This window comes from Arthrobacter sp. BG5, assembly GCF_056680155.1.
In genome coordinates, this window is sequence record NZ_CM155268.1 from 3,468,730 (window position 1) to 3,480,681 (window position 11,952).

Consider the following 11,952-nt stretch of genomic DNA (forward strand, 5'->3'; position numbering starts at 1 on the left):
CCAACCGGGAGGAGCTGGGCGTGCAGGTCGGGGTCAGGCGGGAAGAGCGTGCGGGGGAGCGCCGGGTAGCGGCCACCCCCGAGACAGTGCGGCAGCTGACGGGTCTTGGCCTGTCGCTGCTGGTCGAATCCGGTGCCGGCGCCGAATCCGGCTACGGCGACGCCGACTACGCGGAGGCCGGCGGCCGCCTCGCCCCGGAACTGCCGCTGGACGCCCTGGATGTCCTGCTGCATGTCCGCCCGCTCACGCCGGAGACGGCCGCCGCGCTGCGGCCGGGCACCATCACCATCGGCTTCGCTTCGCCAGCCTCGGAACTGGCCGCGGTAGGAGCCCTCGCCGCCGCGGGCGTGACGTCCTTCGCGCTGGAACTCGTGCCCCGGATCTCCCGCGCCCAGTCCATGGACGCGTTGAGCTCGCAGTCCCTGGTCGCCGGCTACCGCGCCGTGCTGGAGGCGGCCCTGCGCTACCCGAGGTTCTTTCCGCTGTACATGACCGCCGCCGGGACCATCCCGCCGGCCCGGGTGCTGGTTCTGGGCGCCGGCGTCGCGGGACTGCAGGCCATCGGCACCGCGAAACGGCTCGGTGCCCGGGTCTCGGCCAACGACATCCGCGCCGCCTCCGCCGACGAGGTCGCCTCGATGGGCGGCACCTTCATCAACCTGGAACTGGACACCCGGGCTGCGGCCACGTCCGCCGAGGGCAGCGGCGGCTACGCCCGCGAACTTGGCGAGGACCGTGCCGCCTGGCAGCGGGCCCTGCTGGCGCCGCACGTCGCCGCGGCGGACGTGCTCATCACGACCGCGGCGATCCCGGGCCGCGCCGCCCCGCTGCTGGTCACCGCCGAGATGGTGGCCGGGATGCGGGCCGGGTCCGTCGTGGTGGACCTCGCCGCGGAGTCCGGCGGCAACGTCGAGGGCGTCATTGCCGGGCGGGACATCCTGGTACCGGTCCCGGGCGGCGCCGTGACGCTGGTCGGGATGCAGGACGCGGCCTCGGCCCTCGCCTCCGACGCGTCCCGCCTGTACGCGAAGAACGTCGCCAACCTGCTCGCCCTGATGACCACGGACGGCTCGGTGGCCCCGGACTTTGACGACGACGTCGTCGCCGGAGCGTGTCTGACCCACGACGGCGCCGTCCGGCACGCCGGTACAGCGGCAGCTATGGAGGCCCACAGCTAATGGATGCGGTCACGTTACTCACGGTGGTGGTGCTCGCCGTCTTCGTCGGCTTCGAAGTCGTCTCCAAGGTCACCAGCAAACTGCACACCCCGTTGATGTCCGGCGCCAACGCCATCCACGGCATCATCCTGGTCGGCGCGGTCATTGTGGCGGGCCAGGCCGGCGACCCCTGGTTGCTCGCCGTCGCCCTGCTCGCGGTGGTCCTCGCGACCGTCAACCTGGTCGGCGGCTTCGTCGTCACCGACCGGATGCTGGAGATGTTCGGCCCGCGCAAGGCCGCCCCTCCGGGCACCGCGGCGCGGACCCCTGACCGGGCGGGGGAGGAGGAACGATGAGTATCCTCGTCCCGGCCTGGACCGCGTTGCTCTACCTCGTGGCGGCCGTCTGCTTCATCCTCGCGCTGAAGGGCCTCAGCTCGCCCCGGACCGCCCGGCGCGGCAACGCCATCGGCGCCGCCGGGGCCGCGGTGGCGGTGCTGACCGTGTTCCTCTCCGCCCGGTTGGAGAACATACCGCTGATCCTCGCCGCGATCGCCGTCGGCACCGCCCTCGCCGTTCCGGTGGCCCGGCGTGTGCAGATGACCCAGATGCCGCAACTGGTGGCACTGTTCAACGGCGTCGGCGGCGGCGCGGCGGCACTGGTCGCGGTGCTGGAACTGGGGCACAGCGCGGAGCCCTGGGTCCGGCTGGCCGTCGTGTTCACCATGCTGGTCGGCGCGGTGTCTTTTGCCGGGTCGGCCGTCACGGTCGGGAAACTACAGGAGCTGATCAGCACCCGCCCGTTGCTGTTCCCGGGCATGCCGGTGGTGATGGTGCTCGTCCTGGCGGGCGCGCTCACCGCCGGCGGGCTCGTGGTGCTGACGGGTTCACCGGCCTGGGCCGCTGCCCTGCTGGTGCTGGGCCTGGCCGCCGGACTGCTGCTGGTGCTCCCGGTCGGCGGTGCGGACGTGCCGATCGTGATCTCGCTGCTGAACGCGTTCACCGGCCTCGCCGTGGCGGCGTCCGGGATCGTGCTGGGCAACGTGCTGCTGCTCGTCGCCGGGACGCTGGTGGGGGCCAGCGGCACGATCCTGACCAAGGTGATGGCCTCCGCGATGGGCCGCGGCGTGGCCGGCATCATGTTCGGCGCCTTCCGGGGCGGGTCCACCGCCGGTTCAACCACCCTCAGCGACCGGCCGGTGCGCTCCTCCTCGGCCGAGGACGTCGCCGTCCAGCTCGGCTACGCCCAGCGCGTGGTGATCGTGCCCGGCTACGGCCTCGCCGTCGCCCAGGGCCAGCACACCGTGGCCGAACTCGCCACCGCCCTCACCGCCAGGGGAGTCGACGTCGTGTTCGCCATCCACCCGGTCGCCGGCCGGATGCCCGGCCACATGAACGTGCTGCTGGCGGAGGCAAACGTGCCGTACGAATCGCTGCGCGAACTCGAAGAGGTCAACCCGGAATTCGCCAACACGGACATCGCCCTGGTGGTGGGGGCGAACGACGTCGTCAACCCGGCGGCGAAGTCGTCCCCGGGATCGCCGATCTACGGGATGCCGATCCTCGAGGTGGTCCAGGCCCAGCAGGTGGTCTTCCTGAAGCGCTCGATGCGTCCGGGCTTCGCCGGCATCGAGAACGAACTCCTGCACGATCCCAAGACCACCCTGCTCTTTGGCGACGCCAAGGATTCGCTCTCCAAGGTCCTCGGCGCCGTCAAGATTCTCTAGGCTTCGGGAACAGCGACGTTTAGAACAACGTGGGCTGGGCCGCACCGGAACCTGAACCGGCAGCGGCAGCGCGCTGGGCAGCCGGCTCGGGAATGCTGCCCGCCGGGTACTGGGCTTCCTCTTCCCGCGGGTCGTCGTTGAGGTCACGGTGGCTGAAGCCCGAGGAGCCCAGGAAGCCGTGCCGGGACTTGAAATACCGGATCCGGCCCGCCAGCCACGCCCGGTATTCCTTGGAGGCGTAGGATCCGCTGCCGTACAGCCGGCGGTACTTGCCGGCGAGCTGGGGGTGCTCTTTGGCGATCCATTGCATGAACCACTCGCGGGTGCCCGGCTTGAGATAGAGCGCCCCGGCGGTGACACCGGTGGCGCCTGCCGCCGCGAGCGAGCCGAACAGGGAATCCAGGGCTTCGTCGGAGTCGGAGAGCCAGGGAAGGATGGGCATCGCCATCACTCCGCAGGGAAGCCCCGCGTCCCGCAGCCGGGATACCAGTTTGAGCCGGGCCCGCGGGCCGGGGGTACCCGGCTCGACAGCCTCGGAGAGCCGCTCGTCCGTCATGGCCAGGGAGATGCCGACGCCTACCGGGACCTGGGCGGCGGCGTGCTTGAGCAGCGGGATGTCCCGGGCCAGCAGCGTGCCCTTGGTCAGGATGGACAGGGGAGTGCCGGAGTCGGCCAGGGCTCCGAGGATGCCGGGCATCAACTGGTACCGGCCCTCCGCGCGCTGGTACGGGTCCGTGTTGGTGCCCAGGGCGACGTGCTGGCGCTGCCAGGAGGGTTTGGCCAGCTCCTTGCGCAGCACCTCGGCGGCGTTGATCTTGACCACCACCTGGCTGTCAAAGTCCAGTCCGGCGTCGAAGTCCAGGTAGGTGTGGCTTTTGCGGGCAAAACAGTACACGCAGGCGTGGCTGCAGCCGCGGTAGGGATTGACGGTCCAGTCGAACGGCATCCGGGACCCGGCCACCACCTTGTTGAGCACCGATTTGGCGGTGACCTCATGGAAAGTGACGCCGGCAAACTCGGGGGTGGAGACGGACCGCACCAGGCCCGCCAGCGGCAGCAGTGCCGGAGAGGCAGGCCCGGTGGCAGGCGAACCGGCAGGGAGAGTTTCACCGTTTGGCCTCAGTGCTTGCGCGTCCCACCTCATGGCTACATTCGAATATATGTTCGACCTTAAGTCAAGGACCGCCGGTCAGCGACACGGTGCCCGCGCTTATTGCGGCGTTGCTAGGCTGGGCCCATGATTCTCCTGACCGGCTTCGAACCGTTTGGCGGCGAAAGCACCAATCCGTCCTGGACCGCGGCGCGCGGGGCCGCGGCCGTGCTGAAGGCCGAGGGGCACGACGTGGCGGCCGTTGAGCTGCCCTGCGTCTTTGGCGACGCCATCCGGGTCCTGCGTGCGGCGCTGGCAGAGCACCGCCCGGAGCTGGTGGTCTGTGCCGGCCAGGCCGGCGGCAGGAGTGCTGTCTCGCTGGAGCGGATTGCCATCAACTGCGATGACGCGCGGATTCCGGACAATGCCGGCAACGCCCCCGTCGATGAGCCCGTGGTGCCAGGCGCTCCGGCCGCCTATTTCAGCACCCTGCCGGTGAAGGCGGCACTGGCGGGGCTGGGAGCTGCCGGGATCCCCGCCGAAGTGTCCCAGACGGCCGGGACCTACGTGTGCAACCACGTCTTCTACGGCCTGATGCACTCCTTGCGGGACAGTCCCGGGGTGCGGGGCGGCTTTGTCCACGTCCCGTACGGGCCGGACCAGGTTCCGGCGGGAAGCGGGCTCGCCTCGCTGCCGCTGGAACAGATGACGGAAGCGCTCGCCGTCGTCGTTCGGACCGCGCAGGCGACGACGGCGGACCTCAAGCTCGCCGCCGGCGCCACGCACTAGCACCACCCACGACGGACGCCCGGACCAAGGTCGCGAGGCCCCGCGCAGGCAGGGTCAGTCGAGCAGTTCCCAGACCACGTCCACGTCCGCGCTGACGCTGGAGCTGCCCGCCTCGACGGTCAGCGGCTCGGACGCCACGGCGCGCTGCATTCCGGCCAGCGGGATGGGCACGGCTGACCCCGGCCGCCGGGCGACCGAGAGGGCCTTGCCCAGCCGGGCGCCGGCCAGCGAAGCAAAGTGCTCGGCCGCGCCGCGGGCGTCGTTCCATGCCGCCTCACGGGCGGCGGCCTCGACCGCGGCGGGGTCGGCCCAGCCCAGCTCCAGGCCGTTGAGGCGCACATCGTCCCCGCCGGCCGCGGCCGCGGCGGCGATCAGGCCGGAGGACGCGGCCAGGTCGCGGAGCCGGACCCGCAGCGTGCTGGACGCCAGATAACCGGAGACCAGTTGCCCGCGGCCCTCCTGCCAGCTGACCTCCGCCCGGATGTTCAGCCCCGAGGTGGTGATGTCCGCGTTCGCCACACCGTGCCCGCGCAACACCTCCGTGACCGCGGATGAGGCGCGGGCAGCGTCCGCGTAGGCCGCTTCCACGCCCGCGCGCCGGCATTCGACGCCGATGCTGAGGGTCAGCAGGTCCGGCGCCGCTTCCGCGGTGCCGGATCCGGTGACCGCGATCGACCTGGGATGTTCCGTCATGTCATGCCTCGTTCCGGTTGGGGGCTGTGCCGGCTGTGTTCGGTGGGGAGTTCCCGGGAAGGGGCCGGGTAACGGTCTTGGCGCGGGCCGGCGGGTAGCCCCCGGCCTGGAGCCCGGCGTGGCGTTCAAAGGGATTGGCCGATCCGGGGTTGCCCGTGCGCCACTGGGACCAGCCGGCCGCCAGGAAGTACAGCGGCAGGAACGGCACGCCCAGGCACCAGGCGTACTGGGTGCTGTGGCGCTCCTCGTGCCCCACCAGTACCGGGTTGCCCAGGGCTTCCGCGGGACCGGCGCGGAACAGCACCACATTGCCTACGGTGAATGCCGCCGCCCACGGCAGGCGCCAGCGATAGCCGGTGGCGAGGATCAGGCCCCGGGGGCCGCGTCGGATCCTGGCCCGGGCACACACAGCCAACAGCAACCCCAGCGGGGTTGAGGCATTCACTACGTTGGCGAGCTGCCGCAGCCGCTGTCCGGACGTCATGAGGCCATGCTAGCGGGGAGCCGTGCCACCAGGCACCGGCCCCGCCCGGCACCGGCCCCGCCCGTCACGTTCGGGCGGCCGGACGGGTTCAACTAGACTGGACGGGAGTGCCCGCCGGAGCCATTTTGGCGAGCCCTGCCCTTTGCCAACGCACCGGTCCCTGCACCCGTTGAAGGCCCTGCGTGCGTTGGCATCACCCGACTCGTAGCTAAGAACAGTAGATGACTGAAACTTTGCCGGGCGCCGCCGTCCCGAACCCTCTGGATGAAGCCGCCATCACCGCCGCCGTAGACCAGGCCGTCGCCGCCATTGCCGCCGCGTCGACGCTCGATGAACTCAAGGCCGTGCGCCTGGCCCACACCGGGGAGAAATCCGCGCTCAGCCTGGCCAACCGTGAAATCGGTGCGCTGCCCAAGGACCAGAAGGCCGCCGCCGGAAAGCTCATGGGCGCCTCCCGCGGCCGGGTCAACAAGGCGCTCGCGGACCGCGCCGCCGAGCTCGAAGCGGAGAACGACGCGCGCATCCTGGTCGAGGAGACCGTCGACGTCACTGCCGCCCCGCGCCGCCGTCGTGCCGGTGCCCGCCACCCGCTGTCCACGCTGCAGGACCGCGTCGCGGATATCTTCGTCGGCATGGGCTGGGAAATCGCCGAGGGTCCCGAGGTCGAGTCGGAGTGGTTCAACTTCGATGCGCTGAACTTCAAGCCGGACCACCCGGCCCGTGAAATGCAGGACACCTTCTTCGTGGAGCCGCCCGAGGCCCACCTGCTGATGCGCACCCACACCTCGCCGGTCCAGGTCCGCTCCATGCTGGAACGCGAGGTGCCGATCTACGTGCTGTGCCCGGGCAAGGTGTTCCGCACCGACGAGCTGGACGCCACGCACACCCCGGTCTTCCACCAGTTCGAGGGCCTCGCCATCGACAAGGGCCTGTCCATGGCCGACCTGCGCGGCACCCTGGAGCACTTCGCCCGCCAGATGTTCGGCGAAGAGGCCCGGATCCGGTTGCGCCCGAACTACTTCCCGTTCACCGAGCCGTCCGCGGAGCTGGACATCTGGCACCCGGGAGCCAAGGGCGGCCCAAGCTGGATCGAGTGGGGAGGCTGCGGCATGGTCAACCCCAACGTGCTCCGCGCCGCCGGCATCGATCCGGACGTCTATTCAGGTTTTGCCTTCGGCATGGGCATCGAACGCACTCTCATGTTCCGCAATGAGGTCGGCGACATGCGCGACATGATCGAAGGCGATGTACGTTTCAGCGAGCACTTCGGGATGGAGATCTAACAGTGCGTATCCCACTTTCCTGGCTGCGTGAATTCGCAGCGGTACCGGCCGGAGCAACGGCCGAAGACGTGATGGCCGAACTGGTCAAGGTCGGCCTCGAAGAGGAAGCGGTCCACCGCCCCACGGACGCGCTCCAGGGCCCGATCGTGGTGGGCCAGGTCCTGAGCCTGGTCAAGGAACCGCAGTCCAACGGCAAGACCATCAACTGGTGCCAGGTCCGCGTGGTCCCCGAAGGCCAGCAACAGACCCTCGCCGGCGACGGCATCGACCCCTCCGGTGTGCAGGGCATCATCTGCGGCGCGCACAACTTCGTGGAAGGCGACAAGGTGGTGGTCACGCTTCCGGGCGCCGTGCTGCCGGGCGACTTCCGGATCTCCGCCCGCAAGACCTACGGCCACCTGTCCGCCGGCATGATCGCCTCCGTCCGCGAACTTGGCATCGGCGAGGACCACGATGGCATCCTGGTGCTGTCCCGGATCGGCCTCGACCCGGAAATCGGCACCGACGCCATGGAACTGCTCGGCCTCTACGACCAGGCCGCGGAAATCAACGTCACCCCGGACCGCAGCTACTGCTTCTCGATCCGCGGCGTGGCCCGCGAATACGCGCACGCCACCGGCACCGAGTTCACCGACCCGGCGTCCAGGGTCCAGGCCCCCGATGCGCTGGCCGGCGGCTACCCGGTCAAGCTCAACGACGACGCGCCGATCTACGGCAAGCCCGGCTGCGACCGTTTCGTGGCCCGCACCGTGCACGGCGTGGACGCCACCCGCCCCACCCCGCCGTGGATGGCCGCCCGGCTCCGGCTCGCCGGCATCCGCTCGATCTCGCTGCCGGTGGACATCTCCAACTACGTCATGCTGGAACTCGGCCAGCCGCTGCACTTCTACGACCAGGACAAGCTCACCGGCGGGATCGTGGTGCGCCGCGCCGTCGCCGGCGAAAAGCTCAAGACCCTGGACGGGAAGGAGCGCACGCTCGACGCCGAGGACCTCCTGATCACCGACGGCTCCGGCCCGATCGGCGTCGCCGGCGTGATGGGCGGCGCCGCCACCGAGGTCAGCGACGCGACGTCGACCATCCTGATCGAGGCCGCGCACTTCGAGGAAGTCTCGATTGCCCGTTCGCGCCGCCGCCACAAGCTGCCCTCCGAGGCGTCCAAGCGCTTCGAGCGCGGCGTGGACTGGCACGTCGCCCACGTGGCCGCCCAGCGTGCCGTCGATCTCCTCGTGGAACTTGCCGGCGGCACCCCCGCCGCCGAGGGCACCGACGTCGGGACCGCGCCCGCGCCGGTGACCGTCCAGCTGCCCGCCGCATTCGCCGCCGAGCGGATCGGCATCGACTTCACCGAGGAACAGATCCTGACCTCGCTTCAGGACCTCGGCGCAGCCGTCGAAAAGACCGGCGCCGGCTACAGTGTCACGGCCCCGAGTTGGCGCAACGACCTGGAAACCAAGGAAGACCTCACCGAGGAAATCGCGCGGCTGGTCGGCTACGACAAGATCCCCGCGACCCTGCCGGTGGCGCCCCCCGGCCGCGGCCTGACCCGCGTCCAGCAGCAGCGCCGCCGGCTCGTCCAGGCCCTGGCCGACGCCGGCCTGACCGAGGTGATGGCGTACCCGTTCGTCTCCAAGGCCGCCAACGACAGCTTCGGGGTCCCCGCGGCCGGCGCGGAACGGACGGCACTCAAGCTGGCCAACCCGATCAGCGAGGAGCAGGGCTACCTGCGGACCTCCATCCTGCCGGGCCTGATCGAGGTCGCCAAGCGCAACCACTCCCGCGGCTTCCGCGACCTCGCGCTCTTCGAGTCCGGGCTGGTCTTCCTGCCCGGCGGCACGCTGGGCACCGCCTCGATTCCGCCGCTGGGCGCCAAGCCCGCCGATGAGGTGCTGGACGGCCTGTACGACGGCGTCCCGGACCAGCCGCTGCACCTCGCCGCGGTGCTGACCGGCCACGATTCCCCGGCAGCACCGGCCCACACGCCGCGCGCCTGGGACTGGGCCGACGCCCTCGACATCGCCCGGCTCGCCGGCGACGTCCTTGGCGTCGAGCTCGTGGTCGGCCAGGGCCAGCACCAGGCCTTCCATCCGGGCCGGGCCGCGCAGCTGGCACTCCGCAGCGGCGAGGTCGTGGGCTACGCCGGCGAACTGCACCCGAAACTGCTCGCGGCGCACGACATGCCGGCCCGCTCGGTGGCGCTGGAACTGAACGCCGATGCGCTCTTCGAGGCAGCCGCCGACGTGATCGTCGCCCGGCACATCTCCAGCTACCCCGTGGCCACCCAGGACGTCGCCCTCGTGGTCGCGTCCGACGTCCCGGCGGACGCGGTGCTGGCTGCGCTGCGCGACGGCGCGGGGGAGCTGCTCGAGGAGGTGTCCTTGTTCGACGTCTATGCCGGCAAGGGCATCGAGGAGGGCAAGAAGTCGCTCGCGTTCAACCTGCGCTTCCGCGCCGATGACCGGACGCTGACCGCGGACGAGGCTTCGGCCGCCCGCGACAGCGCGGTGGCTGCCGCCCACGAGCGTTTCGGCGCCGTGCAGCGCTAAGAACCCGGAGCGCCCGGCGAGCGACACCGGAAGGCCTCGAACGTCAAAGCAGGAGGGCGGGACCATGGCAGCGCAGCTGATTGTGCGGTCGGTCCCGCCCTTTCGCGTCCCCGGCGGACCCGCCGGGGTGCTGGCCGCCGCCGCCCGGGAACAGCTGGACGACGTCGAACTCGGGCGCGCCCGGGGCATGCAACCCGGGCCGCGGGAGGCGTTCCTGGCCGGCCGGCTGGCCCAGCGGCGCCTCGCGGCGGAACTGCTGGGCGTGCCGGCAACGGAGCTCACCGCCGCTTACGACTGTCCGCAGTGCGGTCCCGGCGGCCCGCACGGCCGGCCCGGCTACACGCTGGACGGTGCGCCGGCACCGCTGCTGCTCAGCCTGTCCCGCAGCGCGGGCTGGGTCCTGCTGGCAGCCGTGCGTGATCCTGAACCGGGGCTCCGCCTGGGCGTCGACGTCCAGGACCCGGCGGGTGCCGATTTTGACGGCTTCGATGAGGTGGCGCTGGGCCCGGCGGAGCGATACAGTCTGCGCGGGCTCTCCGGCGGCGCGCTGCTGCGCGGACGGGCCCGGCTCTGGGCGCGCAAGGAGGCCTGGCTCAAGCTCCGCGGTACCGGACTGCGCACCGCGCCGGCCAGCGTGGAGGTGCTGCACCAGGGCGGCATCCGGGACCTGGCACCGGACGAATCCGGACTGCCCGCGCAGTTCGCTGCCGCCGTCGCCCTGGCCGGGCTCCCGGAGGGGGACCAGCGGGGTCTCCGGGGCACCTAGTCAGGCGGTCAGCCGGCCGGCAGCGGCGGCAGTGCCTCTTCGTAGAGCCAGGGGTGCAGCACGGCGTCGGCGTCTATCCCGGTCACCCGGGCCGCTGCCAGGATGAAGTCCTCCGTGGTGACGGAGCCGTGCCGGTGGCTGCCGGTCCAGTCATGCAGGAGCGCGAAGAACGCGAGATCGCCGCAGTGGAGGCGGACGGCGTGCAGGGCCAGGGCGCCGCGTTTGTAGATCCGGTCGTCAAACATCAGTTCCGGACCCGGGTCGCCGACCAGCAGGTCCTGGCCCTCGAGGTTGAGCCGACGCCACGCCGCCAGGGCGCGGTCGGCCACGCTCATGATGCCGGCCTTCTCGGACCAGATCCATTCGGCGTAGCAGGCGAAGCCCTCATGCAGCCAGATGTCCTTCCACGAGGCTGCCGTCAGTGAATTCCCGAACCACTGGTGGGACAGTTCATGCGCGATCAGGCGCTGCGATTCCCAGTCGGGCGCCAGGTGGTTGCGGCCGAAAATGGACAGGGACTGGGCCTCCAGCGGGATCTCCAGGGCGTCCTCCGTCACCACCACGGTGTAGTCGGCGAACGGGTAAGCCCCGAAGCGGCTGGTGAAAACGCGCATCATCTCCGGCTGGCGGGCGAGCCCGGCCCGGGCCTCGGCGGCCAGCTCTGCCGGCACCGCGGCGGTCTGGGCGACGTCGCCGGGCGCCCGGTCCGGATTGAGCTGCAGTAGCTCGTACCGGCCGATCTGGACCGTGGCGAGGTAGCTGGCCATCGGCTCGGCCTGCTCGTAGACCCAGGTTTCGCGGCTGGAACGGGCCTGGTGCGAGACCAGAACACCGTTGCAGACAGCCCGATAGTTGGCGTCCGTGCTGACCGCAATCCGGTAGCTGGCCTTGTCCCGCGGATGGTCGTTGCAGGGGAACCACGATGCCGCACCGTTGGGCTGCCCGGCGACCAGGGCGCCGTCGCTCAGCTCCTCCCAGCCCACCTCGCCCCACAGCCCGCGGCGGGGAGCCGGATTGCCTTCGTAGCGGATGTCCAGGGTGAATTCGTCGCCCGGCAGCAGGGCCGTGTCCGGCACCACCACCAGCCGCTCCGCGCGCTGGTTGAACTTGCGCACTTTCCTCCCGGGCATCAGCACCTTGGTGGCCCGCAGCCCGGTCAGGTCCAGGACAACGGCGGAACTCTGGCGCCGGGCGACCGCGTGCAGCTTCGCGCGGCCGCTCAAGTGGTTGCTGTTGATCCGGTAGTCGAGCTCCAGCTCGTAGCGGGTGACGCGGTAGACGTCGGTGCCGTGGCCGGGCATGTAGGGATCCGGGGCAGCCGCGGGCGCTTCGGCAGGAAGCTCTCCGGCGGCGGATGCGGTGGGAGTCATGGGACGGCCTTCGGTGGTTGCGGTCGGCGCGGGGCGCCTTCCGGACGG

At 71.0% G+C, this 11,952-nt stretch carries 11 protein-coding genes; 7 read left to right on the forward strand and 4 right to left on the reverse strand.

Going from position 1 to position 11,952, the window contains the following annotated elements; translation table 11 throughout:
• Nucleotides 1-20 precede the first annotated feature (20 nt).
• From AC1MBE_RS15910 to AC1MBE_RS15920, 3 genes are read left to right on the forward strand one after another with little or no spacing between them, the layout of a single operon-like run.
• A complete protein-coding gene (locus AC1MBE_RS15910) occupies nucleotides 21-1,178 on the forward strand; it encodes an NAD(P) transhydrogenase subunit alpha (protein WP_479779566.1) in 1,158 nt (385 codons plus the stop codon).
• A complete protein-coding gene (locus AC1MBE_RS15915) occupies nucleotides 1,178-1,513 on the forward strand; it encodes an NAD(P) transhydrogenase subunit alpha part 2 (protein ID WP_346959756.1) in 336 nt (111 codons plus the stop codon). The genes AC1MBE_RS15910 and AC1MBE_RS15915 overlap by 1 nt, the downstream gene beginning before the upstream one ends.
• The gene (locus AC1MBE_RS15920) at nucleotides 1,510-2,883 is read left to right on the forward strand and encodes an NAD(P)(+) transhydrogenase (Re/Si-specific) subunit beta (RefSeq protein WP_479779568.1); all 1,374 of its coding nucleotides are present in this window, start codon (nucleotides 1,510-1,512) and stop codon (nucleotides 2,881-2,883) included. The genes AC1MBE_RS15915 and AC1MBE_RS15920 overlap by 4 nt, the downstream gene beginning before the upstream one ends.
• Nucleotides 2,884-2,902: 19 nt before the next feature.
• Here AC1MBE_RS15920 and AC1MBE_RS15925 read toward each other — a convergent pair whose 3' ends face one another.
• Entirely contained in the window at nucleotides 2,903-4,027 is a 1,125-nt protein-coding gene (locus tag AC1MBE_RS15925) for an Rv2578c family radical SAM protein (protein WP_479779570.1), read from the reverse strand.
• A gap of 93 nt (nucleotides 4,028-4,120) precedes the next feature.
• Between AC1MBE_RS15925 and pcp the strand changes: the two genes are divergently transcribed.
• Entirely contained in the window at nucleotides 4,121-4,762 is a 642-nt protein-coding gene (gene pcp, locus AC1MBE_RS15930; protein ID WP_479779572.1) for a pyroglutamyl-peptidase I, read from the forward strand.
• A gap of 54 nt (nucleotides 4,763-4,816) precedes the next feature.
• Here the strand turns inward: pcp and AC1MBE_RS15935 are convergent, their stop codons facing one another.
• Nucleotides 4,817-5,455 carry an SIMPL domain-containing protein gene (locus tag AC1MBE_RS15935; protein ID WP_479779574.1) on the reverse strand — a complete coding sequence of 213 codons (639 nt, stop codon included), beginning with the start codon at nucleotides 5,453-5,455 and terminating at the stop codon, nucleotides 4,817-4,819.
• A gap of 1 nt (nucleotide 5,456) precedes the next feature.
• Entirely contained in the window at nucleotides 5,457-5,939 is a 483-nt protein-coding gene (locus AC1MBE_RS15940) for a hypothetical protein (RefSeq protein ID WP_479779576.1), read from the reverse strand.
• A gap of 221 nt (nucleotides 5,940-6,160) precedes the next feature.
• Between AC1MBE_RS15940 and pheS the strand changes: the two genes are divergently transcribed.
• From pheS to AC1MBE_RS15955, 3 genes are all read left to right on the forward strand, one after another.
• Nucleotides 6,161-7,222 (forward strand): phenylalanine--tRNA ligase subunit alpha, encoded by a 1,062-nt coding sequence (gene pheS / locus AC1MBE_RS15945; RefSeq protein ID WP_479779577.1) that lies wholly within the window; start codon nucleotides 6,161-6,163, stop codon nucleotides 7,220-7,222.
• 2 nt (nucleotides 7,223-7,224) lie between these two features.
• Nucleotides 7,225-9,768, forward strand: coding sequence for a phenylalanine--tRNA ligase subunit beta (pheT, locus tag AC1MBE_RS15950; protein ID WP_479779579.1), 2,544 nt, complete (start codon nucleotides 7,225-7,227; stop codon nucleotides 9,766-9,768).
• 64 nt (nucleotides 9,769-9,832) lie between these two features.
• Nucleotides 9,833-10,534, forward strand: a complete 702-nt coding sequence (locus AC1MBE_RS15955; protein WP_479779581.1) for a 4'-phosphopantetheinyl transferase family protein — start codon at nucleotides 9,833-9,835, stop codon at nucleotides 10,532-10,534.
• A gap of 8 nt (nucleotides 10,535-10,542) precedes the next feature.
• On the opposite strand, the gene AC1MBE_RS15960 is transcribed toward AC1MBE_RS15955, so the two are convergent.
• A complete protein-coding gene (locus AC1MBE_RS15960; protein ID WP_479779583.1) occupies nucleotides 10,543-11,904 on the reverse strand; it encodes a M1 family metallopeptidase in 1,362 nt (453 codons plus the stop codon).
• Between the last annotated feature and the right edge of the window lie 48 nt (nucleotides 11,905-11,952).